Below are 24095 nucleotides of genomic sequence, written 5' to 3' on the forward strand. Positions count from 1 at the left end.
GTCGGCCGGCCTCTGCGGCTCGCTCGTGCGGACGGGGAGGGACGTGGTGTGCACGTCCCTCCCCCTCGCAAGGGCCCTCCCCCCAGGGCCCTCGGCTTCCGCCCGTGAGCGCGGGTCACGCGTCGGGGGCGGTACCGCCGATCAGGGAGCGGGCGGCCCCGGCGACCGCTTCCGGGGTGATGCCGAAGTGCTCGAAGAGCTCCGCGGCCGACGCCGACGCGCCGAACTCCTCGACGCTCACCGCCCGCCCGTCCAGGCCCAGCAGATCGTGCCAGCTCTGACTGACGCCCGCCTCCACGGTGATCCGGCGGCGCACGGCCGGCGGGATCACGCTGTCCCGGTACGACGACGGCTGCTCGTCGAACCACTCACGGCACGGCATGGAGACGACCCGCGCCCGGATTCCCTCGTCGGCGAGCGCGCGCGCCGCCGTGACCGCCACGGCCACCTCGGACCCGGTGGCGATGACGACCACGTCCGGTTCGGCCGAGGCGTCCGAAGCGGGCGCCTCCCAGCGGACGTACCCGCCCCGAACGGCGTCGGCGGCCGGCCGGAACCCGTCCCCGCTGTCCGGGAACACCGGCAGATCCTGCCGGCTGAGGCTGAACCCCGTCGGCCTGCCGCGCCCGGAGAGCACCTTCCACAGCGTGATCGCCGTCTCGTTGGCGTCACCGGGCCGCACCACGTCCAGTCCGGGAAGGGCGCGCAGCGAGGCCAGGTGCTCGATCGGCTGATGCGTGGGCCCGTCCTCGCCGAGCCCGATCGAGTCGTGGGTCCAGACGTAGACGGCCGGCAGCCGCATCAGCGCCGCGAGCCGTACCGCTGGCTTCATGTAGTCGCTGAACACGAGGAACGTGCCGCCGTACGGCCGGCTGAGGCCGGAGAGCGCGATGCCGTTCATGGCCGCGGCCATGAAGTGCTCGCGGATGCCCCAGTGGATCGTCCGGCCGGCCGGGTCCGCGCCGGGCAGGTCACTCGACGCGGGCAGGAACGACGAGGTGCCGTCGACCGTCGTGTTGTTGGACTCGCCGAGGTCGGCCGAGCCGCCCCACAGCTCGGGCAGCTCCGCCGCCGCGGCCTTCAGCGCCCGGCCGAACGCCTTGCGGGTGGCGACCGGTGCACCGGCCTCGAACGTCGGCCGCGCGTCCTCGAACCCGGCGGGCGTCCGCCCGCTCTCCAGCCGCAGCAGCAGCTCGTGCGCGTCGGGGTGCTCGTTCGCCCACGCGGCGAAGTCCTTGTCCCAGGCACTGTGCGCGCGGGCCCCGGCCTCGCGCGCCGCCGACGCGGTGCGCTCGTGGACCTCCGCCGGTACGTCGAAGGCCGTGTCCGGGTCCACGCCCAGGACGGTCTTCGCCGCGCGGATGGCCTCGGCGCCGAGCGCGGAGCCATGGGACCCGGGCGTGTTCTGCGCGCCGGGAACGGACCAGGCGATGACACTGCGCATCACGACGATCGAGGGGCGGTCCGTCTCGGCCGTCGCCTCCTCCAGCGCCCGGGACAGCCCGGCGAGGTCGATGTCGCCGTCGGCGGCCAGGTCCACCGTCTGCACGTGCCACCCGTAGGCGGCGTAGCGGGCGGCCACGTCCTCGCTCGCCGCGAGTTCGGTGCTGCCCTCGATGGAGATGCGGTTGTCGTCGTAGACCACGACGAGGTTGCCCAGCTTCTGATGGCCGGCGAAGGCGCTCGCCTCCGCGCTGATGCCCTCCTGGATGTCGCCGTCGGAGCACAGCACGAAGACACGGTGGTCGAACGGGCTCGTGCCCTCCGGCGCGTCCGGGTCGAACAGCCCCCGCTCACGGCGGGCGCCCATGGCCATGCCCACCGCGGTGGCGATGCCCTGGCCGAGCGGCCCGGTCGTGGTCTCCACACCCGGCGTGTGGCCCCACTCGGGGTGGGCCGGGGTGAGGCTGCCCCTCTTCCGGTACGCGCGCAGGTCGTCCAGCGTCAGCGGGTAACCGGTGAGGTGGAGCTGGATGTAGAGGGTCAGGCTGGAGTGCCCGCAGGACAGGACGAAGCGGTCCCGGCCGGGCCAGGCCGGGTCGGCGGGGTCGTGCCGCAGAAAGCGCTGGAAGATCAGATGGGCCGCGGGGGCGAGGCTGACGGCCGTGCCGGGATGGCCGTGGCCCGCCTCCTCCACCGCGTCCATGGCCAGGACGCGCGCGGTGACGACGGCCCGCGCGTCGTCCTCGGTCCACTCGAAGCGGGCGGGACGAGAGGTGTCAGTGCTCGTCACCGAGCGCTCCTTCGACTTCGACGAGATGGGTGCATACGGGACACGGTGTACGGGATGTCGCGTACGGGAGGGGCCTGTCCGGTGGTCCGCAGGGCGCCGCGGAGGGCGCCGGCCGCACCGGGGGTCGGTTCACCACAGGGTGTAGCCGCCGTCGATGACGAGGACCGATCCGGTGACGAAGGACGACGCCGGGCTGGCCAGGTAGAGGGCGGCCGGGGCGATCTCCGAGGCCTGCGCGTACCGCTGCATCGGGACTTCGTCGATCCAGTAGTGCTTGTACTCGGGGAGGTCGATGTCGGAGATCTCGGTCTTGGTGTAGCCGGGGGCGATCGCGTTCACCCGTACCGAGCGGGGTGCCCACTCCGCGGCCAGCGACCGGGTCATGTGGTGGACCCCGGCCTTGGAGACGGCGTAAGGGGCGTGCCACTGCGGACGGTTGATGATCATGCCGGACATCGATCCGACGTTGACGATGGAACCGGTGCCGCGCTCGACCATGGACTCGCCGACCACCTGGCTGGCCTTCCAGACCGCGTTGAGGTTGGTGGCCATGACCCGGTCCCAGTTCTCGTCGTCGATGGTCAGCGACTCGCCGTGGATGCCCACGCCGGCGTTGTTGACGAGAATGTCGATCGGGCCCAGCTGCTCGGTGACCTGGTCGCGCATGGCGACGAGGGCTTCGCGGCTGGTGACGTCGGTCCGCGTGGAGATCACGGTGCCGCCGAGGGCCGCCAGTTCGGCCACGGCCTCGCCGTTGCGCGCCTCGTCCCGGCTGGCGATCGCGACCGAGGCGCCCGCCTCGGCCAGCGCGGTCGCGATGGCCTTGCCGATGCCGCGGTTTCCGCCGGTGACGACGGCTACCTTCCCGTCGAGCCGGAACTGGTCCAGGACGCTCATGCGGTTGCCTCCTCGATGAACGGGGTCTGTGATGTCACGGCCGGCACCCGGACGATCCGGTCCGCGTGCGGGCGAGTGCTCTCGATGAGCTCCGCGTTGCGCTGGTCCGAGCCGTGCGAGCGCTCGTACGCCTCCTCGGCGGAGCGTCCGAAGGAGATGTGGCGGGCGATCAGCCGGTCGAAGCGGACGCCGTCGCCCGGGTCCAGGTACCAGCACTGGTCGAGCAGTCCGCGCACCGGACCCCAGGGGCCCTCGTCGACCAGCAGGTAATTGCCCTCGGTGACGATCAGGGGCACGTCGCGCGCGATGGGCACCGCGCAGGAGATGGACTCCTCCATGCTCCGGTCGAAGAACGAGGTGTAGACGGTCTCGTCCTCCTGCGCGCGCAGCCGGCGCAGAAGGTTGACGTACCCGGCGGCGTCGAAGGTGTCGGCGGCTCCCTTGCGGGCCCGCCGTCCCAGCCGGTCCAGCTCGGCGTTGGCCAGGTGGAAGCCGTCGAGCCCGACAAGCACCGCCTGGTCGCCGAGGGCGGACACGATGGTCTCGCCGAGGGTGGACTTGCCCGAACCGGGGGCGCCGGTGATGCCGAGAACCCGCCGCCCGCCCGGGACGATCAGTGCGCGGGCCGCCGCGACCAGATCCTCGATGCGGACGGCCTCGGCCTCCCTCGTCCGCTCGGTGCCGATGGTCGGTTGGGGGTTCATCGCTGCTCGCCCTTCGTCAGTTGCGTGAGTACCGCCTGGTCGCTCGGGTGCCGCGGCGGCGGTTCGGACTGCTCGGCCGCCTCGGGCGACTTGGCACCGGTCATGAGGGCGACGGCCTCCTCCATGGAGGTGTTCTTCGGGTCGACCAGCGCGATACGGCGTCCCAGCCGGTGAATGTGGATACGGTCGGCGACCTGGAAGACATTGGGCATGTTGTGGCTGATGAGCACCACGGGCAGCCCCCTGTCACGGACCCGGAGGATCAGGTCGAGGACCTGGTTGGTCTCGCGGACACCCAGGGCCGCGGTCGGCTCGTCCATGACCACGACCCGGGTCGCCCAGGCGGCGACCCGCGCGACGGCGACGGCCTGGCGCTGCCCGCCGGACAGGGTCTCGACCTTCTGGCCGATGGACTGGATACGGATGCCCAGGTCGACCATGTGCCGTGCCGAGCCGTGCCGCATGGCGCCCTTGTCCAGCTGCCGGAAGACGGTGCCGAGAATTCCCTTACGGCGCTGCTCCCGGCCCAGGTACAGGTTCTGGGAGATGTCGAGCGCCGGCGCGACGCCCAGCTCCTGGTACACGGTCTCGATGCCGGCGTTGCGGGCGTCGAGGGGGTTGCGGAACTGTACGGGCTCCCCGTCGAGGAGCAAGGTGCCCTCGTCGGGGATGACCGCTCCGGTCAGCGACTTGATCAGGGTGGACTTGCCGGCCCCGTTGTCGCCGATGACGGCGAGAATCTCCCCCGGGCGCAGATCGAAGTCGCTGTTGTCCATGGCGACCACATGGCCGTAACGCTTGGTCAGGCCGCGGGCCTCCATCACGTTCGGTACGGAGTCGGAGCCGGTCATCGTGTCTGCCTCCTTCGGACGAGGTGGTCGACACCGACGGCGATGACCACCAGGACCCCGGTGGCGACCTGCTGGTAGAGCGAGTCGATACCGGCCTGGGTGAGCCCGTTCTGGAGCACGGTCACGATGAGCGCGCCGATGAACGTGCCGAGGACCCCGCCCCGGCCGCCGAAGAGGCTGGTGCCTCCGATGACGACCGCGGTGATGCTGTCGAGGTTGCCGTTGGCGTACCCGCTGGGGTCGGCGGTCGGGGTGCGGCCGAGTGCCTGCCAGGCGGCGAAGAAGTAGATGACCGCCGCGACCACGTACACGCTCAGCAGGACCCGCTTGACCTTGATCCCGGCGAGCGCCGCCGCCTTGTCGTTGTCACCGACGGCGTAGACCCGCACCCCCCAGGAGGTCTGGCTGAGGGCGTAGCCCAGCACCGCGGTGAGGGCGATCCACAGCATGACCCCGTAGGTGATGGTCACCCCGCCGACCGTCGGCCCCTCGTTGAGCACGGTCAGGAAGTCGGATCCGATGGTGTAGCTCTGCGAGGAGGTGTAGAGCCGGGCCGACGCGGCGACCACCGACATGACACCGAGGGTGACGATGAAGGGTGGCAGCTTCAGGAACGACACCAGCATGCCGTTGACCGAGCCGACCGCCACACAGATCACCAGACCGACCAGCGCGGCCAGGACCGGGTTGCCGTGGACGGCCATCTTCCCGATGACGACCGATCCGAGGACCATGATCGCGCCGTTCGCCAGGTCGATGCCCGACGTCAGGATGATCAGGGTCTGACCGAGCGCCAGGGTGCCCACCACGACGGACTGCTGGGCGATCAGCGACAGGTTCTCGGAGTTGAAGAACGTGCTCGTCGACAGGGCGAACACGACGATCGCGACGATCAGGGCCGCGAGCGGCCCGGCGATCTGATGGGACGCCAGGCCGCGGAGGTCCCGGCGGGGGCCGAGGCCCCTTTCGAGGGCCGCGACGTCGACGTCATGAGCGGTGGTCACTTGGGACCCCAGCAGTGGCTCAGGCCCCAATCGGAGGACTGGGAGTCGACGCCGGCCACCGGGTGGTCGGTGATGAGGACCGTGCCCGAGTCGATGATGCCGCCCTTGGGCTTGGTGCCGTCCTTGACGTACTGATCGGCGGCGGCGACGGCCATCTCACCCATCTTGTCGGGGAACTGCATCGCGGTGGCGCCGATGATGCCCTTCTTCACGTCCTCGACACCGCTGCACGCGCCGTCGACCGAGACCAGGACGGTCTTCGCGGCCAGGCCCTTGTTCTTGAGGGCGGTGTAGGCGCCGTGCGCGACGGGCTCGTTGATCGTGTAGACGACATTGATGTCGGGGTGGGCCGACAGCAGGTTCTCCATCTGGGACTGGCCGGTGTCCACCGTGCCCTGGGTCAGCGCGCTGCCCGCCACGACCGGGGACTTGGCGGTGATGCCGTAGCCGCTGAGGAATCCGTTGTGACGGTCGGCGGCCGGCTTGTCCGAGAGGTCGAAGTCCAGCAGCGCGACATGCGGGTCGCTCGGGGAGGACGCCTTGGCCCACTCGCCGATGAGCTTGCCCGCCGTGACGTTGTCGGTGGCGTAGGTCGCGTCCGCGGCGTCGGTCGGGTCGAGGGCCGCGTTGACGGTGAGCACGAGAATGCCCTTGTCCTGGGCCTTCTTCAGTACGCCGTTGAGCGCGGTCGCGTTGGCCGGGGTGACGACGATCGCCTTCACCTTGTTGGCGATCATGTTCTCGATGGCGGTCACCTGCGTCGCCGAGTCGCCCGGAGTCTTGGCCTCGGCCTTCATGACCTTCCAGCCCTTGGCCTTCGCTGCGGCCTCGGTCCCCTTTTCCAGGGTGTTGAAGAACGGGTTGCTCAGGTTCAGTTCGACGATCCCGAGGGTGGGGGCGCCGCCCGAGCCACCGCCGGACCCGCCGCCCGAGCCGCATCCCACGGCGGCGACGGCACAGGCGATGGTGAGGGCCGCGATCCGGGCCGGGGTGGGAACACGTCGGACGATCTTCATTGAGTCCTCCTGGACGCAGGGCCGTCATCTCGGCCCCGCAGCGGGTTTATTCGCTTCGGGCGTCGACATGACCGGGTTGTTACGTCGATATTGCGTATCGTTCTATCGCCTGTCAAGCAGAAAGAACCTTCTTATGTATGGTGGCCGACGTAAATCGGTGGTTCACTACAGTGACGCGCGACTTCCCGAGAGCGGAGCGAGATGACCGATACGACAAGTACGGCCCCGGCCGGCCCGGTTCCCTGGCGCGCGGACGAGGGCCCCGGACGCATCCTGGAACTGATCACCACGGGCCAGGCCCGGACCCGGACCGCCATCTCCCAGCTGACCGGCCTGTCCCGGTCGACGGTCGGTCAGCGGCTCGACGTGCTGTTCGCCGCCGGCCTGATCCGGGAGAGCGACCAGAGCGTGCCCTCGCGCGGCCGGCCGTCCCGGACGCTGCAACTCGACCCCTCCGCGGGGCTGATCATCAGCGTGGACGTCGGGGAGGAGCGGACTCGGGTCGCCGTCACGGACCTCAGCGCGGGCATCCTCACCGAACGCGTCGAGCGGCTCGTCCTCGGGGAGGGCCCCGATGTGCTCCTCGACAAGATCACGGCGACCGTACGGGAGATGATCGGCAACGCCGGCCTCGCCGACAAGGCGGTCGCCGGCATCGGACTGGGACTGCCCGCGCCCGTCGACTACGAGGCCGGCCGCGTACTCGGCTGGTCCATCATGTCCGGGTGGGACGATTACGACATTCGCGGACATTTGCGCCGGACTTGGCAGGTCCCGATCCTCATCGACAACGACGTCAATCTGCTCACCCTCGCCGAGCACCGGCGGTTCTGGCGCGACCAGCCGCATCTGCTCTACATCAAGGCCGGCACCGGCGTCGGCAGCGGAATGGTCATCGGCGGACGCGTCAACCGGGGCGCCCAGGGGGCGGCGGGCGACATCGGCCACGCCCACATCACCGGCTTCGGCGACCCGCAGTGCCGCTGCGGCAACCGGGGCTGCCTGGAATCCCTCATCGGCGGCTGGGCGCTGGCCCGCGATCTGCGCGGCCGTCACCAGAACGACGGCCACGACGCGCGCGATGTCGTCGACCAGGTCAAGCGCGGGGACAGCGCCGCCGTCGCCGCCCTGCGGACCGCGGGCCGGATCCTCGGCGAGGCCGTCGCCTACGCGACCAGCCTGCTCAACCCGGACATCATCGTCCTCGGCGGTCGGCTCAACACCGTCGGCGACCATCTGATGGCGGGCGTCCGCGAGGTCATCTACCAGCGCTCACTGCCGCTTGCCACACGGCAGTTGCAGATCGTGCCGACCAAGTTCAAGTCCCGGGCCGGGATCGCCGGAGCCACCTACCTCGTACGCGACCACGTCCTCCACCCGGCGACGCTCGACGCCACGCTCGCCGCGGGCGGGTCCCCCTTCGCGACGCTCTGACCCCGGGGTCGCCGCTTTCGCCGTAGCCGGGGCTGCCCGCTTTGGCACGCTTTAGTACGTATTGGCATGTCCTGGTGTGGGGCACCGGCCGCCCCACGAGCGCCGCCTCTCGGGTACGGGCGGCGGTCGTGGAGCGGGGGCGGGTCAGTGGCTGGTGAGTTCGCCGCTGAGGTTGCCGTGCATCTTCGCGCTGGCCTCGTTGAGGCCGACGATCTCGACGTTCTTGCCGCGCCCGGCGTACTTGCCGGTGATCGCGTCGAGGGCGGCCACCGAGGAGGCGTCCCAGACATGGGCGTCGGTGAGGTCGATGACGACCCGGCCGGGGTCGCCCGCGTAGTCGAACCGGTTGACCAGGTCGTTGGAGGAGGCGAAGAACAGCTCGCCGGTGACGGCGTAGACGACTGTCCCTCCGTCGGGATCGGTGGAGGCCGTGACGTCGGCGTGGTGGGCGACCCGGCGGGCGAAGATCACCATGGCGGTGACGGTCCCGACCACGACACCGATCGACAGGTTGCGGGTCACGACCACGACGGCCACGGTGACGACCATGACGGCGGTCTCGCCGACCGGCATCCGCTTGAGCGTGGCGGGCCTGACCGAGTGCCAGTCGAAGGTGCCGACCGAGACCAGGACCATGACCGCGACCAGGGCGGCCATCGGGATGTCGGAGACTATCGGCCCGAGCGCGATGCACAGGATCAGCAGGAAGAACCCGGCCAGGAACGTCGAGAGCCGGGTGCGGGCGCCGTTCTTGACGTTGATCATGGTCTGGCCGATCATCGCGCAGCCGCCCATGCCGCCGAAGAACCCGGTGACGATGTTGGCGACACCCTGGCCGACGCACTCCCGGGTCTTGTTGGAGTCGGTGTCGGTGATGTCGTCCACCAGCTTGGCGGTCATCAGCGACTCCATCAGCCCGACCAGCGCCATCGCCAGCGCGTAGGGCGCGATGACGGTGAGCGTGTGGACGGTGAACGGGACGTCGGGCAGCCCCGGCACCGGCAGTGACGACGGCAGCTTGCCCTTGTCGCCGACCGTGGGCACCGCGATCCCGGCCGCCACCGTGATCACGGTCAGGATCACGATCGACACCAGCGGCGCGGGCACCGCCTTGGTGATCCGGGGAAAGAACACCATCATCGCCAGGCCCGCGACGACCAGCGGATAGACCGCCCAGGGCACGTCGTGGAGGTTGGGGATCTGCGCGGTGAACAGCAGGATGCCCAGCGCGTTGACGAAGCCGACCATCACCGAACGCGGCACGAACCGCATCAGCTTGGCCACCCCGAGCGAGCCCAGCACGATCTGGAAGATCCCGGCGAGGATGACCGTGGCGATCAGATAGCCCAGACCGTGCTGGCGGGTGACGGGCGCCACGACCAGGGCGACGGCGCCGGTGGAGGCGGAGATCATCGCCGGGCGGCCGCCGACGAAGGCGATGACCATCGCCATCGTGCACGCGGCGAACAGGCCCACCTTGGGGTCGACTCCGGCGATGACGGAGAACGAGATCGCCTCGGGAATCAGCGCCAGGCCCACCACGAGGCCGGCCAGGACCTCGACACGGAAGACCTTCGGTGAGAGCCAGACGGGCCGGGGCAGGCCGCGGAGGCGCGCGGACGGGGACGGGGAGGGAGACGGGGACGGGGACGGCGGCTTGGCGGGGGACTGCACGGGAGACCTGTTCGTGCTCGGGCGCGGCCGAGGAGGGCCGCGCGGGGGACGCGCAGGGCCTGGGCGGCGGTGCGCGGATCGCCCGGCGTCGCGGGCGGAGGTCCGGTCGCGGGGGCCGTACCGCCGGTGACGGGCGGTACGGCTCAGCGCGTGGGTGACATCAGGGCGGGCAGCAGGCGGCGGCGGGCGACAGAATCATGCGCACGCTTCGTCTCTCCTGCTCGCGGGTTTCTGCGGGGGCGTCGTCGGCCCCGACACGGCGGCGGACGGCCATCGGTGCCCGCCCGCACGGCTGGGACGCGGCCCAGGGCCGCCGTCACCGCGACGACTCTACCCTGACCCGCGCACGGACTCTGTCCAAAAGGTCCTGTATATACGGGTTTAGGCCGGTCCCGAATCCTGCCGCCGACCGGTCGAGAACGCCGTCTCGCCGTCTGGTCGAGAGCGGGGCCACCGTCCGGCGCGGAACGTGGCCGTCGGTTGGTCGGGGGCGCCGTGGCCGTCCGGCGCAGGACGTAGCCGTGACCGGTCCGGAACATGGGCGCCGTCCGGCGCGGAACGCTGCCGTCGATCGGCCCGAAACGCCGTCGTCGGCCCGCGCGGTACACCGCCGCCCGCCGGCGCGGGGACGCGCCCGCCGCGGCGCGCGCGCCGACCCCCAACCTCCGCCCGAAGGGCATCCGCTCTTGACAAGTGCGCCCACCCGCCACGTACGTTCGTTCCGCACCAATAAGAAACAAGAGCGGCCGAGCGATCCGATTCGTCGAGGCCGCGGTCACCACGCGTCGCGTTCCGCGGCGCCGCCGGGCGTCGACGCCCGGCCGACGGGAGTCACCGTGAGCGCATCGCACGTCGGGTCGGTCGGAACCACGGTTCCGCTGCCGATCGGGACGAAGCGCCGGCACGTGGACCTCTGCCGTACCCACGCCGCGCTCTGTCGCTGACGATCCGCTCCACCTCCCCCTGCGGGCCCACGCGCCTCCGCGTGCCCGCGCGCACCCGAGAAGACGCGCGCCCGGACCAGGTCCGGTACGCGCCCGGTGCCCGTTCCCCCCGAAGATTCCGCTGCCCCGAGACGTCACCGACGTCGGTGAGAATGGACGAGTTGTGAGCGCGAAGCGGCCCAGGACACTGAAGACCGTAACCGGAGCCGGCGGTGTGTCGGAGACCTACGACCTGGCGGTCGACCCCACCCGGTCCACGCTGGACACCGCCGTCCGCGTGGCGAAACTCGCCGAGGCCGCGCGGATCGACGCGCTGTTCACCGCCGACCTGCTCAGCTTCGGCGCGCAGGGCGCGATCGGCTCGCAGGAGCCGTTGGTCTTCGTCTCGGCGCTGAGCCAGGTGACCTCGCGGATCGGGCTGATCGCCACGGTCTCGACCACCTTCCACCACCCGTACAACCTGGCCCGGCTGTTCGGGACCCTCGACCACGTCAGCAACGGGCGGGCCGCCTGGAATCTGGTGACGTCCTCGATCGGCGAGGAGAACTTCGGCCCCGGCGACCTGCCCAGCCCCGAGGAGCGCTACGCGAGGGCCGCGGAGACGCTGGAGGTCGTCAACGCGCTGTGGGACAGCTGGGAGCCGGGCGCGCTGACCGTCGGCCCGGACGGGAAGGCGGTGCTGCACCCGGAGCGGGTGCACCCCATCGACCACTCCGGCAAGTTCTTCTCGGTGGCCGGTCCGCTGAACATCCCGCCGTTGCCGCAGCGGCGCCCGGTGCAGTTCCAGGCCGGTCAGTCCGAGGCGGGTACAGCCCTGGGCGCCCGTTACGCCGAGGTCGTCTTCACCTCGCTGCCCACCCTCGACATCGCGTTGGACTTCACCCGGAAGATCCGCGCCCAGGCCGAACAGCTCGGCCGGGCCGGCGGACTGCCGCTGATCTTCAGCTCGTTCCACGCCACGTACGGCGCCACCGAGGAGGAGGTACGGCGGCTCGTGCGCGAGAAGCGCGAGTCGATCGACTTCGAAGGCGGCCGCGCCCTGGTGGCCGACATGCTCGGCGGCGGGGTCGATCTCTCGGAGGTCCCGCTCGACTCGAAGCTGCCGGAGAGCCTGCTGCCGGACATCACGTCGGTCAACCGCCGCCGCGGCCGGGTCGACATCTTCACCGGCTACGCGCGACAGGGCTACACACTGCGGGAACTCGTGATCGCGGCCCAGGACACCGGGCACTGGGCCGTCGCCGGTACGCCCGAACAGCTCGCCGACGCCGTCGAGGAACGCTTCCGGGCGGGCGTCCTGGACGTCATCACACTCGGCGGCTTCGCGGACCCGCGCCAGCACGACTTCGTCGTCAACGGCCTGCTGAGCGAGCTGCGCAAGCGGAAGATCGTCGCCGAGGACTACGAGGGCGACACGTTGCGCGAAAACCTCGGCCTCGACCTCCCACCCCGCCCGGCCACGTCCGTCGCCGCCGCCCCGACCCCCACCACCCTCTGACCTCGCCCCCGTCCACACGCCAACCCCGCGAAGGCGGGGAGCACGGGTCTTCGGCCCAGCACTGGAGGACGAAGGGGGGACCATCCCCGCGCGTGCGGGGAGCACTGGCTGGTCGTGGCCACGTCGTGCGCGCCCGCGGGACCATCCCCGCACATGCGGGGAGCACCGCGCGACGGTCTGGGCGACGGCTGCGGGGATGGGACCAACCCCGCGCGTGCGGGGAGCACCTCGGCGGCATGATCACCGGCTACTTGGGCGGGGGACCATCCCCGCGCGTGCGGGGAGCACGAACGGGGGCGCGGTGGATGGTGGGGCGCGGAGGGACCATCCCCGCGCGTGCGGGGAGCACCACTCGGATGACCCGATGTGGCGGGCGTGGAAGGGACCATCCCCGCGCGTGCGGGGAGCACCGGATTCATACTCATCTTTATATGAATCCGAAGGGACCATCCCCGCGCGTGCGGGGAGCACCCTAGATGACCTGGGTGTTTACCGCGCGCAGGTGGCGGATTCCGTCACTTTCACTGAAACCGACGTACGGAACGAATCGCCCATCGCCCGCACCTCCACGCCCATGTCTACGCCAACCGTCCCCGTCAGCCTATGGCTTGCCGCCGCGACGGGCGGCCCAGTCGTCGCGGGCGGCGGTGAGGGCAGGAGCGACGTGGTGGTCGAGGTGGTCGGCGTGGGTGCGTAACGCGGTGGCGAGGTCGGCGAGTTGGGTGGGGCCGAGGCTGGTGATCCAGTGGTCGTCGATGATGCGGAGGTTGACGACGGGGATGTTGGGTTCGGGGTGGTCGGCGTAGGGGACGCATTCGATGCTGCCGCTGAGGATTTCGTTGGGTTCGGCGGGGCCGGCGCCGTGGACGGCCTGGACGCAGAGGCCGTCGAAGGGGGCGCGGTGGGTGATGTCCGCGAGCTGCGCGGACAGCCGGTCCAGCGGTACGCCGTCCGCGCTCGGGTCGTCCTCGGCCCAGCCGGGCAGGTGACCGGTGGCGGTGTAGCCGTTGGTCGTGGTCAGGGTCCAGGTCCCGGCGGGGGCCTGAGCCTGCTCGGCGGTGGTCGGCGCAGTCATGGTTTCGGCTCCGGGGTCGGGAAGATCGGAGGTGGCCGGGTGCTGTGCCGTGGCGGCTGCGCGTGCGCGTTCGAGGACGACCAGGGGGCAGTTGAGAGCGCGGGCGATTCTGGCGAGGTTGGCGGGGGTGGCGCTGCGCCAGCCGGATTCGATCTCGCCCATGAGCACTTCGGAGATCCCGATCTCCTGGGCGAGGGCGCGTTTGGTCAGTCCGGCCTTCTCGCGGGCCCAGGTGACGGCCCGGGGTTCCTGGTGCAGCGTGCGGGGCCGGGTACGGGGGCGGGTGCGGGTCATGACCGGACGGTCCTCTCCAACGAGATGGGGTGGGGGTGGGGGTCACGCCGTCTGTGTCCGGCGTGACCCCCGGGGCGAAGGTCTCCCGCTGACCCCGCCTGTGGCGCCAGGCCGGGGACCGGGCGCGGGCGCGCGTGGCAGTAGGGGCCTGCACGGGGGTGGACCCGGCCGTGCGGCCCCCCGCGCGCCTGCCGGCATCCGGTCGGGGAGTCCTTCACCGGCCTCGGCCCCGGGGAGAAGGTCAGGGCCGAGGGGTCTGGGGTGGTGTGTTCTGGGGGGGGCTGCACGTCCGGACGTGCAGCCCCCACCATGTGGGTCTGTCCGCAATGCGCTCGCAGTCGGTGAGCGCAGAGTCAAGCCGGAATCAGACCCCCTCACCCGTGCGGGGCGAACCTCTTCTCCCGCACAGACAAGGAACTCCGGTACACCTCGTGGTCAACCCGGCAGGCGACCAGGTCCTGTACGAGGTAGCCGCTCGCCGAATACACGGGATCGGCCTGCGCCGGGTGGAGGGCCAGGTGTTCGCGGGCGTACGCGATCCGGTCGTCGGGCGACAGATCCCCCGGCATCGGCGCAACACCCTCCAACGTCACCCCGAGCCACGACAACGCGTCCTCGGGCCGGTCGAACGTAGCCGCGTACACACCCCGCGGCCGGAACACCCACTCCCGCACCACCAACGGAGAAACCGCGGACACCGCCAGGGGGAGGGCTGTTCCCGTCGCCACCGCCGCATGCCAATGCACGTGCGGGCTACTCACCGCCGCAGTGGCCCAAAGTCAGCCTCGCCCATACGCGTTTGCCCACGCCCTCGCGCTTGCTCACGCCCCAACCCCCGGTCCCAACCAGCGCGTCCACGAGCGCGAGCCCGCGCCCACGCTCATCGTCCTCGGCAGCATTCCGCACTTCCGGCCACTGGTCGCCCGCGTCGTGCACCTCAATACGAACACCATCGCGGTCCCAGACAAACCACGTCTCGATGTAACGGCCGTCCACCTTGCCGTGCGCGATGGCATTCGTCACCAACTCGGAGAGCACAAGTGCGGCCGCTCCGGAAAGGCTGAGAAGGCCCCAGTCCCGCAACGTGTCGTAAAGGCAGGCGCGGGCTCGCCCCACCGATCGTGACGACTGGGGCCAGCGCTTCACGACCTGACCCAAGGGGTTGGATTCCGGAAGTAAGCCGGCACTTTCTTCGACTACCGGTCCGATAATCGTTTGCGCCTGCTGTTCGTTGCCTGCCATGACGATGAAGTTACATACGGTCAGATCTGCGAGCCCAGACACGTAATGATGCAGTTCTCGGCCAAGCGTTGCCCAGCTATCACGTTTCGTTGCAGCTAACCGGAAACGTCCAGATGGGACGCCATGTCCCGCATTTCACGAGTCAGCGTACGCTTCCTCTTCGACAGGACATCGCGGACGATGTACCCGGCCATCCTCTGGTGACTCAACCACTCCGGAGCCTGCGCCTTGATGACGACAAGCTCGTCAATGGCGTCCTGATGACTGCCAAGAGTGGCATGCGCCTTCGCCACATCGAGGCGATGACGGAACCAATTGTTCGGACTTGGCCTGCCAAGTCGCTTCAGGGCTCTGGCATTCACAGGTCCGTCGTCGGCACGGCGGAGCACGCCACGGGCATCCCCGGCCAGCGAAAGGTCCTCAATCGCCTTCGCTTCCGCGGTTGCCGGTCCAAAGGTCGTCCAGTGCTCCCGGAAGTTGACGTGCTCCATGTCGAGCGCGCTGGCGGCTGTGGCAGCCATCCGGCGAGCATCCTTGGCCACTTCGGGGCGGTTGTTGCGCAGGGCCGCCGATGCCACTCGCTGGCACAGCTCCCCCCAGGCTGCGAGTTGCCCGGGTGTTGCCTGGGACATGCGTGGCTCGATCTCGGCGGCCGTGGAAGCCGCCAGGCTTTCGGCTTCGTCAAAACGGTCCTGACGAAGCAGGAGCCAACTCAGGCCCACGACGCCCGTGGCGGCCGTCAAGGTCTGCTCAGCCTCCCTGGCATCCACGATGCCGCGCGAGAGCGCGTGATAGGCGAGATCGTAACGCCGCACCTGAGTCAGATACTTGCCCGTCACCAGGAGAGCCCCGGCACGTACGGCAAGAGCCTTCCGTCTCGTCCTGCTGCCCGGATCGCTGATTGCCACGGCGCTCTCGGATTCCCGCAAGATGCCGGGCAGGGTCCGCGCGACTGAGTCGTACCGGTCCACGTGATAAAGGGCGTGGGCATCGTCAATGTGCCGTTGAAGCGCGATGAGGTCCACCGGAATCGGTTCCACGAAGATGTCCACCAGCCCTACAGGCGGCATCAATGCCTTCCGAAGCTCAGCAAGGCGGACCGTGTCACCCTCACGGGCCCGTACAGGCTCCGGGGCCGCCGTCTCAAAGAGGGCGGAGGTGGGAACGCCCAGGGCGCGCGCCAGATCGTGCAGGGTCTCGACCCGAGCGCTCCCGCCCTGCTCGATCTTCCGTACGACGCCGACCGAATGCCCCGCAGCATCGGCTAGTTCTTCCTGGGTCAGGCCGGCGCGGCGACGATAATTCCGGACGTTCTCTGGCAGCGGCATTGCGCATCACCTCATCCTCAGCGTACCAACGGTAAGGAAGAAAGCCCCAGTTGAATCTTGCGGGCTGAGCGGGCTTGAGTGGGCTGCCCTGTCGGCGTGGCACGGGATCGGTCCCCGGGCGCTCGTTGCAGCGCCCGGGCGGGTGACTACGAGACCACCCCCGCGGGCGCGGGGAGCCCACGCGATCCGCCACACCCATCCCGCAGTTGTTGGCCTGCGGGTGGCGTACGTCAGGGAGTTGTACGCGCCCGCTGAAGACGACGTCGTGGGTGGAAAGCCCGCTGTAGCGCTGACGAACCCAGCCTCCCTTGGGCGAAGACGACCGAGGGGCCGTGCTCGGCCGGCGCCAACTGGGCGTATGAAGGCCGTGCGGGGACCTGGGAGGCGTTCGGTACTCCAAGTATTGTTGGAGCGACGGTCCGTAGCGATCCAGGGGGCGGGAATGGCACAGGCGTGGGAAGCCGATCCGGCCGCGTTATTCGAACGCAGGCTGGGCAAGTCGGCGGAAGAACTGGGCAACTCCGACGGCAGGACTCAGTGCCCGGACATCTGGCAGCTCAGCAACGGTGATGTCGCCGTCATTGGCCGGGATCTCACTGCCGCATACGCCGCCGGCTTGCCGGAGGGCGTGGCATTGGGTGAGGGCGAACGGCTGGTCGTCATTCCCGGCAACATGCTCAGCGCGGCGAAGGCGGACATCCCGGATGCCTGACCTCCATGCCCCCGCACTGCCTGCCGGACAGGGCGAACGGCTCACCAACGACGCCTACAACAGCGACTTCGCGGAACGGGAAGAGGCGGTCCGCGACTGCGACTCGTGGAAGCTCGAACGGCTCCAGCACTTCGAGGAGATGGGCAGTCCCAGCCGGGACGCACTGCGGAGGGGCGACTGGCACGACGCCCTTCTTCTTCTCGAAGAGCGGCACGATTCCCTGCGGGCCATCGCCCTGGACGACGAGCGTCGGGGCTCGGTCTTCCACCGGGTGCGTGTGGTCGAAGAGCCGCTGACGCCGTATGTGCAATGGGAGTTGCACTCGCTTCAGCAGCGCGCGCGGTACGGGGAGAAGATCCGTGTGCTGCCTTCGTCGGTCGTCGCCGCTGCGGAGTCCGCGGCCTTGCTGCCGGAGTTGACGATCGTCGGCGAGCGCACGCTGTATCGGGTGCTGTACACCGACGCCGGGGTGCCGGACGGCGCAATCCGCCACGTCGATCCCGCAGTTGTCGGCCCGTGGGTGGCGTACGTCAGGGAGTTGTACGCGGTCGGTGAGGACGTGGCCTCGTACTTCGACCGTGTGGTGGCACCTCTCCCGCCGCCGGTGCTGAGCAGAGCTGAGTGAAGGTTGAGCACCCCCCGTGACGGTGACGGCCGCCCTTCGGTTTCGTCCAACGACCTGTCGGGGACCTCGCGTGATGTAGTGCAGGCCGGGAACGTCACCGGGGACATCCACTTCCACGGGCCGGACAGTTCCGGGCGGCCCGGCGCCCCCGGACCCACCCCGCGCCAGTTGCCGGCCGATGTGCACGGTTTCGTCAACAGGTCGGGTGAGTTGGGTGAGCTGGATGCGGTGCTGGCGGGCCGGGACGGCAGTGCGCTGGTGCTGTCGGTGTACGTGATCGCCGGTACGGCCGGTGCGGGTAAAACCTCCCTGGCGTTGCGCTGGGCGCATCAGGTCAGTGACCGTTTCCCCGACGGGCAGCTGTATGTGAACCTGCGCGGCTACGACCCGGGCGAGCCCGTCACTCCCGCACAGGCGTTACGCGGCTTCCTGCGCGCGCTGGGCGTACCGGCCGCCGAGGTGCCGCAGGATGTGGACGACGCCGCGGGGCTGTACCGTTCGCTGCTGGCCGGGCGCCGGATGCTGGTCCTCCTGGACAACGCGGCCACCGCAGCCCAGGTCCGCCCGCTGCTGCCCGGCACCGGGGACAGCCTTGTCGTGGTCACCAGCCGCAGCCGCCTGACCGGCCTGGCCATACGCGACGGAGCCCGCCGCCTCACCCTGGGCACCCTCCCCGAACCCGAGGCCGTCGCGCTGCTGCGGGCCGTGACCGCCGGGTACCGGCCCGAGGACGACCAGGACAAGCTGACCGAACTCGCCCGGCTGTGCGCCCGCCTCCCCCTTGCTCTGCGGATCGCCGCCGAACGCGCCGCCACCCACCCCCACCTGCGCCTGGACGACCTCATCACCGACCTGCGCGACGAATCCGCACTCTGGGACACCCTCAGCACCGGAGACGACGAAGAAGCCGACGCCGTCCGCACCGTCTTCACCTGGTCCTACCGCGCCCTGCCCGCCCCCACCGCCCGCCTCTTCCGCCTCCTGGGCCTGCACCCCGGCCCCGACTTCAGCCTCCACGCAGCCTCAGCCCTGACCGGACACAGCCCCACCCGCACCCGCCAACTCCTCGACAACCTCACCGGAGCCCACCTACTGGAGCAGACCGCCCCCGACCGCTACCAGTTCCACGACCTGCTCCGCGCCTACGCCACCGACCAGGCCCACCACGACGAACCCCCCGACCAACGCGAAGCCGCCCTGCGCCGGGCCCTGCACTGGTACCTCCACACCGCCGACGCCGCCCAGACCTGGATCAGACCGGCCGAGGAACATCTGCCGCTCCCCGACCCCGGGCCTGACACAAGGCCGCTGACGTTCACCGACTACGACACCGCCGTCGACTGGACCGAACGCGAGCACACCAACGCCCTACACGCGGTCCGGGCCGCCGCAGCAGCCGGACTCGACCACCTCACCTGGCAACTCGCCACCGTCCTGTGGAACGCCCTGCCGCCCTCCGCCCCCGTCACCGACTGGATCGATTCGGGGCTCACCGGCCTGGAAGCCGCCGAGCGTGCGGGTGAGCAGAGCGCTCAGCTTCTTCTCCTCACCTTCCTCGGTATGGGCTACCGAGGGGCGAACCGTCACGACGACGCCCTTGACTGCCTCAACCGGGCACTGGAGATCTCCCGTGCCTCCGGCAACCGACTGGAAGAGGCCCACGCGCTCAACCTCATCGGCCTCACACACCTGCGCACTCGACAACTTGACGACGCCACACACGATTTCGTGGAAGCCCTCGACCTTTTCCGACAACTGGGCAGTGCACACTGGGCCGCGACCGCCCTGACCAACCTCGCAGGCGCACACCTGAGCGCCGGCCACCTCACCGAAGCCGCCGCCGTCATCCAGCAGGCCCTGGCCGCCCACCGGTCCCTCCACGATCGCAGTGGCGAGGGCGAGATCCTCTTTCTCGCCGCCGAACTCCACCGGGAGCAGGCCGAGATCGAGGAAGCACTACGGTGTGCGCACGAAGCGCTCGACATCGCGCTCGCCCTCCGCAACCACCGCCTGGAAGGCTTCTGGCTGATCACCCTCGGCAACGCCCAGCAGGCCGCCGGCCAGTACGGCGACGCACTGACCTCCTACCAGCGGTCCGCGATGCTCCACCGCCGCCTCGGCGACCACAGCCGCGAAGCACTCGCCTGGCGCGGCACCGGACAGACCTACCTCCACCTCAACCGCGCCCAGGAAGCCGCCGACTTCCACCGCCAAGCCGCCACCGCCCACCACCACCTCGGCGACACCTGGCAACACGCACTCGAACTCGACTGCCTCGCCACCGCACTCCACCCCACCGACCCCACCACCGCCCACCACCACTGGACCCAAGCCCTCACCCACCTCACCGAATACGACGACCCCCGAGCCACACAGACCCGCGACCGTATTGCCCGGCGGTTGGCCGCGAACGGGGACTGAGGCCGGGGCGCGCGGAGAATCAGACAGCCACCCTGTGGCGCTTGGACGTCGCGCTGCTGCGGACGCCCGGCGTCCACGCGGCGGCCGGCTTCGGCGGCGCCTTGGTGATCGAGGCGGACGAGTCCGACAAGAGCCTGCTGAACTGCCGGGCGCACACTGCCGTCGTCACGAACGTCGACCTTGACCACGTCGGGGACGGCGGCGCCTACCAGGACGTCACCGACGTGGCCAAGGTGCTGGGAGAGTTCGCCACGAACGCCCAGGTGGCGATCGTCTCCGCCCAGGCCGGAGGTGGTGGAGCCGGAGCTCATCGACGGCGAGCCGATGCGGTTCCGCCTCCATAGCGAGGAGTACGAGGTCAACCAGCCGGGCGTGCATCAGCTGCACAACGCCGCACTGGTCGTAGAGATCGCACGGCCGCCAGGCCGGCGATCCCCGCGCCGACCGCCGCGACATCGGGATCAGCCGGCAGCGCTCTTCGTCAGGTCCGTCCCCTGGAGCGCCGCCTCGGGCAGGTCCGCTGTCGTTCCGGCGGGGCGTCGCCAGGATCCCGTCCACGGGTTCGCGCCCTCGGCCTTGATCCGCCGGTAAAGCAGCGTGCAGTACCCAAGGTCCAGCACGAAGACCGTCAGGCCGAAGAAGAGCAGCAGCCACCGTCCGGGGAACATCGCGAGGAACATCAGCGTGACGCTGAACGTCCCGGCGCACTTGGCGACCGCCACATGCATCGACTGCCCGGCGGAGGAACCCCTGCTGCGGAGCAGGCCGATGTAAGCCCCGCTCATGTAGACGTTGATGCCCTGAGCCCCGTAGATGCCGTAGTAGTCGGCGAACTCACGCCCCAGCAGGATGTGGAAGACCGTGGCATAGCCGAGCAGGGCCGCCACCACCCAGGGAAAGACTCGCGCAGGCACCCACGAGTAGTCCTTCCGCCCGTACTTGAGCGCCTGATAGAGGATGATGACGTCGAGCGCCACCCACACCACGTTCACCGCCTTCTGGGCAGGCGGGGTGGGCAGCACGAAGGCGTAGGTGAACTCCCACGCGAGGTTGAGCACCATCGCGATGAGCGGCATCCCGAGGTACTTGTCGAGGGCACCGCGTCTGATCAGCGCCGCGTAGGTGTAGCTCCAGGCAATCCCCTGGACGACTTCCAGGGGCCAGTAGGCCCAGGACGCCAGGGTGTGGGCCTTCAGGGACACCGGTGGATGTCCCATCAGGTGGATCAGTACGAGTCCGTCCATCTTGGCATCGCCCTTCTCTCCTCTCGGTAGGTATCGTCAGGTCCAACGGCCGGTGCCGATGACCTCCTGGGAACCCAGAACCTGCTCCCGCAGTTCGAGCCGACGCACCTTCCAAGTGGCGGTGCGAGGCACCTCCTCCCAAGGGACTCCTCCCAAGGGACGAGGTGCGGTGCGGCCAGTTCCGGCAGCCCCTTGACGGCCCGTTGCCACTCCGCCGGGTCGAGCTGGTTCTCGCGCATGCACAGGACGGGTACGGGCAGTTGTCCGGGGACACCGAGTACGGTCACCTCCGAGGCCCGCTCCAAGCGGTCCAGCAGGATGCCCTCCAGTTCGATCCCCCCTCTCGGCAGAGGCCGGGGCGGGAGCCGCCCCGGCCGGGGAAATCACAGCTGTACGGAGCCGGCCTACCCCTGGGACTCGAGTGCCGGCTCGTCGGCCGGTGCCGCCCGCACGGCCGGCTCCTCGCTGATGCCGAACCGCTGGTGGAACCGTCGGAGCGGACCGGGCGCCCACCAGTTGGCGCGTCCCATCAACCGCATGAGCGCCGGGAGCATCGCGCCGCGGATCAGGGTGGCATCCATGAGAACGGCCAGCGGAAGACCGATGCCGATGGCCTTCAAGTAGCTGATGCTCGACGTGGCCAGAGCCACGAAGACGATGGAGAGCAGCAGGGCCGCGTAGGTCACCACCTTGCCGACCCGTTCCAGGCCGACCGCGACCGCCTGCTCATTGTTCCCGGTCCGGTCGTACTCCTCCTTGATCCGGGACAGCATGAAGACCTCGTAGTCCATGGACAGACCGAACGAGATGGCGAAGACCAGCACCGGGACCGTCCAGGTGATCGCCCCCGTCACGATGAAGCCGCCCACGAGCCACTGGAGATGGCCGTTCTGGAAGATGAAGACGAGGGCGCCGAAGGTCGCGGCCAGGCTCAGCGTGCTGAGCACGATCGCCTTCAGCGGCAGGAGGACACTCCCCGTCAGCAGGAAGAGCAGGATGAAGCTTCCGATGACCAGGATGGCCAGCGAGATCGGAAGACGGTCGGCCAGGATGCGGAAGGTATCGACGGAGACGGCGGGTGCGCCTCCGAGGATCACCTTGAAGGGCGCCTTCGCGGCGTGCAGCCGCCCGACCAGTGCCTTGCCCTGCTGGGAGTACCCGTCCACCGACGGCACCACTGACAGATACGTGGCGTCGGCCGCGGCGAACTGCTGCGACCCGGCCGTCGGCGGCGCCACCAGCACACTTCGGGCATAGCTGCCGGTCAGCGCGTCGACGCGGGCGACTCCGGGTATCCCGGAGAGCCTCTGGGCGTACGCGTCGATGTCAGCGGTACGGGAGGACGGCGACCCGATGCCGGTCGCCACGACCTGGATGGCCTGCTGCTCCTGGGTGTTGAACCCCTTGTGGATCTCCTGCAACACGGTGGCCGACTGGGCCGACTTGGGCAGCACCTGCTCGTCCGGCAGCCGTAGCTTCATGCCGAAGACCGGCGAACCCAGCAGCGTGAGGAAGGCGAGGACCACGAGCAGTACCGGGACGGGCCTGCGCATGACGAAGACGGCGAGCCGGTGCCAGAAGCCCTCCCCGTCCTGTACCGGACGGGCCCGGCGGCGGACGAGCCGGAACTTCTCGACCCGCGGGCCGGCCCAGACAAGCAGCGACGGCACGATGATCAGCGTGCCGGCGGCCGCCGCCAGAGCGGTCAGCAGAGCTCCCACCGCGAGCGACCTGAACATGGTGAACGGCAGGGCCAGCAGCGCGGCGAACGACACGGCCAGGGTGGTCGCGGAGAAGATCACCGTCCGCCCCACGGTACGTATGGTCGTCCGGATGGCCTCGGGCAGTTCGGCACCCAGCCCCCGCTCTTCGCGGTATCGGGTCATGAACAGCAGGCTGTAGTCGATGGCGAGGCCGAGACCGAGGAACGTGGTGACATTGCTGACGAAGTTGGACGCTTCCATGAAGAAGGTCAGCGCCCACAGCAGGCCCATCACCAACAGCATGGTGGCGAAGGCCACCGCCAGCGGGAACGCTGCCGCGACGAGGCTGCCGAAGATGAGCACGAGCACGATCATGACCACGGGGAAGACGATGGATTCCGCCTTCGTCGAGTCCTTGGTGGCCTGGCTGGTGTTCTCCTTCCACATCAGCGCGTTACCGCCGAGCTCCACGTGAAGGCCCTGGACCTTGCCGGTGTACGACTTGCGGAGCTGGTCGGCCCGGTCGACGACGTGGTTGAAGTCTCCGTTGATCCGCGCGAGGACGAGCGCCTGCTTGCCCGCGGTGCCCCGTAGGGCCGTGGCCTTGCCCGAACTCCAGTAGGACACCACGTTGGTGACGTCCTTCTCACCTGCCAGCTGCTGGGTCAGAGCCTGCCCGGCCTCCGCTACGGCAGGGTCGTCGATCCCCCGCGGGTCGGTGACCAGCAGCGTCAGATTGGGCTCGCCCTGCTTGAAGGTGTCCTGCAAAACGGTGGCGGCCTTCGCCGACTGAGTGCTGCTGCTCTCGTAACCGCCCATCGTCAGCCGGGACGTCAGGCCCCCTGCGACGCTCCCGGCACACAGGACCACAAGCAGGGTGACCAGCAGGATCCGTTTGGGCTTGGCCAGGACTGAATTTGCCAGCCTATTCAACATCGTTTTCCGTTCCTTCTGTCGGCGGCGGCCCTGGCGGCCAGCCTCTTCCGCGCGGCCCCGGCTGTATCGCACAGCTCATTGCTTGATACGCCGATCACATGCGTGCTGGTGAAAACCAAGCCGAAGCACTGCGATGGACATTGAGTGAGTGGCCCGCCCCGGGAATGACGTACATCTCCGGTTCGGCCACAGGCCCCGTAGGAGTGCTTCTCGAAAGCGTGGACGCACGGGGGCCGCGCAGCGCCGCAGCGATCACCGCG

The 24095-nt window shown here is 69.7% G+C and carries 19 protein-coding genes and 1 CRISPR repeat array; of the genes, 6 read left to right on the forward strand and 13 right to left on the reverse strand.

All coding sequences use genetic code 11. From position 1 onward, the window contains the following. Window positions 1-115: 115 nt before the first annotated feature. From tkt to OHA30_RS20270, 6 genes are all read right to left on the reverse strand, one after another. On the reverse strand, window positions 116-2233 hold the full coding sequence (gene tkt, locus OHA30_RS20245; protein ID WP_328915273.1) for a transketolase: 2118 nt from the start codon (window positions 2231-2233) through the stop codon (window positions 116-118). Window positions 2234-2362: 129 nt separating this feature from the next. Then, the gene (locus OHA30_RS20250) at window positions 2363-3130 is read right to left on the reverse strand and encodes an SDR family NAD(P)-dependent oxidoreductase (protein WP_328915274.1); all 768 of its coding nucleotides are present in this window, start codon (window positions 3128-3130) and stop codon (window positions 2363-2365) included. Then, on the reverse strand, window positions 3127-3834 hold the full coding sequence (locus tag OHA30_RS20255; RefSeq protein WP_328915275.1) for a nucleoside/nucleotide kinase family protein: 708 nt from the start codon (window positions 3832-3834) through the stop codon (window positions 3127-3129). The genes OHA30_RS20250 and OHA30_RS20255 overlap by 4 nt, the downstream gene beginning before the upstream one ends. Next, window positions 3831-4685 carry an ATP-binding cassette domain-containing protein gene (locus tag OHA30_RS20260; protein ID WP_328915276.1) on the reverse strand — a complete coding sequence of 285 codons (855 nt, stop codon included), beginning with the start codon at window positions 4683-4685 and terminating at the stop codon, window positions 3831-3833. The genes OHA30_RS20255 and OHA30_RS20260 overlap by 4 nt, the downstream gene beginning before the upstream one ends. Next, window positions 4682-5689, reverse strand: coding sequence for an ABC transporter permease (locus tag OHA30_RS20265; RefSeq protein WP_328915277.1), 1008 nt, complete (start codon window positions 5687-5689; stop codon window positions 4682-4684). Before OHA30_RS20265 ends, OHA30_RS20260 begins: the two co-directional genes overlap by 4 nt. After that, window positions 5686-6705 carry a substrate-binding domain-containing protein gene (locus tag OHA30_RS20270; protein ID WP_328915278.1) on the reverse strand — a complete coding sequence of 340 codons (1020 nt, stop codon included), beginning with the start codon at window positions 6703-6705 and terminating at the stop codon, window positions 5686-5688. Before OHA30_RS20270 ends, OHA30_RS20265 begins: the two co-directional genes overlap by 4 nt. A gap of 201 nt (window positions 6706-6906) precedes the next feature. Here OHA30_RS20270 and OHA30_RS20275 point away from each other — a divergent pair, with 201 nt between their 5' ends. Beyond that, window positions 6907-8139 (forward strand): ROK family transcriptional regulator, encoded by a 1233-nt coding sequence (locus OHA30_RS20275; protein WP_328915279.1) that lies wholly within the window; start codon window positions 6907-6909, stop codon window positions 8137-8139. A 144-nt stretch (window positions 8140-8283) separates the two neighbouring features. On the opposite strand, the gene OHA30_RS20280 is transcribed toward OHA30_RS20275, so the two are convergent. Continuing rightward, window positions 8284-9813, reverse strand: a complete 1530-nt coding sequence (locus OHA30_RS20280) for a SulP family inorganic anion transporter (RefSeq protein WP_328915280.1) — start codon at window positions 9811-9813, stop codon at window positions 8284-8286. Between the two features lie 1158 nt (window positions 9814-10971). On the opposite strand from OHA30_RS20280, the gene OHA30_RS20285 reads away from it, so the two are divergent. Next, window positions 10972-12255 carry an NtaA/DmoA family FMN-dependent monooxygenase gene (locus OHA30_RS20285; protein ID WP_328915281.1) on the forward strand — a complete coding sequence of 428 codons (1284 nt, stop codon included), beginning with the start codon at window positions 10972-10974 and terminating at the stop codon, window positions 12253-12255. 76 nt (window positions 12256-12331) lie between these two features. Further along, window positions 12332-12726: a CRISPR direct-repeat array (repeat unit 29 nt; unit sequence GGGACCATCCCCGCGCGTGCGGGGAGCAC). Between the two features lie 130 nt (window positions 12727-12856). On the opposite strand, the gene OHA30_RS20290 is transcribed toward OHA30_RS20285, so the two are convergent. The 4 genes from OHA30_RS20290 to OHA30_RS20305 form a co-directional block, all read right to left on the reverse strand. Continuing rightward, window positions 12857-13624 carry a helix-turn-helix domain-containing protein gene (locus OHA30_RS20290; protein ID WP_328915282.1) on the reverse strand — a complete coding sequence of 256 codons (768 nt, stop codon included), beginning with the start codon at window positions 13622-13624 and terminating at the stop codon, window positions 12857-12859. 374 nt (window positions 13625-13998) lie between these two features. Beyond that, window positions 13999-14193, reverse strand: coding sequence for a hypothetical protein (locus OHA30_RS20295; protein WP_328915283.1), 195 nt, complete (start codon window positions 14191-14193; stop codon window positions 13999-14001). Window positions 14194-14377: 184 nt separating this feature from the next. Then, window positions 14378-14866: an ATP-binding protein gene (locus OHA30_RS20300; protein ID WP_328915284.1), complete on the reverse strand. Its 489-nt coding sequence runs from the start codon at window positions 14864-14866 to the stop codon at window positions 14378-14380. 95 nt (window positions 14867-14961) lie between these two features. Beyond that, window positions 14962-16194, reverse strand: a complete 1233-nt coding sequence (locus OHA30_RS20305) for a helix-turn-helix domain-containing protein (protein ID WP_328915285.1) — start codon at window positions 16192-16194, stop codon at window positions 14962-14964. A gap of 442 nt (window positions 16195-16636) precedes the next feature. Here OHA30_RS20305 and OHA30_RS20310 point away from each other — a divergent pair, with 442 nt between their 5' ends. Genes OHA30_RS20310 through OHA30_RS20325 form a run of 4 tightly spaced genes read left to right on the forward strand, consistent with a single transcriptional unit; the run spans window position 16637 to window position 20296 of the window. Continuing rightward, complete coding sequence (locus tag OHA30_RS20310) at window positions 16637-16906, forward strand: hypothetical protein (protein WP_328915286.1); 270 nt, start codon at window positions 16637-16639, stop codon at window positions 16904-16906. Beyond that, complete coding sequence (locus OHA30_RS20315) at window positions 16899-17531, forward strand: DUF6879 family protein (protein ID WP_328915287.1); 633 nt, start codon at window positions 16899-16901, stop codon at window positions 17529-17531. Before OHA30_RS20310 ends, OHA30_RS20315 begins: the two co-directional genes overlap by 8 nt. A gap of 3 nt (window positions 17532-17534) precedes the next feature. Continuing rightward, entirely contained in the window at window positions 17535-19952 is a 2418-nt protein-coding gene (locus OHA30_RS20320; protein ID WP_328915288.1) for an ATP-binding protein, read from the forward strand. A gap of 41 nt (window positions 19953-19993) precedes the next feature. Beyond that, entirely contained in the window at window positions 19994-20296 is a 303-nt protein-coding gene (locus tag OHA30_RS20325) for a hypothetical protein (RefSeq protein WP_328915289.1), read from the forward strand. 117 nt (window positions 20297-20413) lie between these two features. Here the strand turns inward: OHA30_RS20325 and OHA30_RS20330 are convergent, their stop codons facing one another. Continuing rightward, window positions 20414-21196: a transmembrane-type terpene cyclase gene (locus tag OHA30_RS20330; RefSeq protein WP_328915290.1), complete on the reverse strand. Its 783-nt coding sequence runs from the start codon at window positions 21194-21196 to the stop codon at window positions 20414-20416. Between the two features lie 404 nt (window positions 21197-21600). After that, window positions 21601-23835 carry an MMPL family transporter gene (locus OHA30_RS20335; RefSeq protein WP_328915291.1) on the reverse strand — a complete coding sequence of 745 codons (2235 nt, stop codon included), beginning with the start codon at window positions 23833-23835 and terminating at the stop codon, window positions 21601-21603. Window positions 23836-24095: the final 260 nt, after the last annotated feature.

It is taken from the genome of Streptomyces sp. NBC_00223, from assembly GCF_036199905.1.
GTDB lineage: Bacteria > Actinomycetota > Actinomycetes > Streptomycetales > Streptomycetaceae > Actinacidiphila.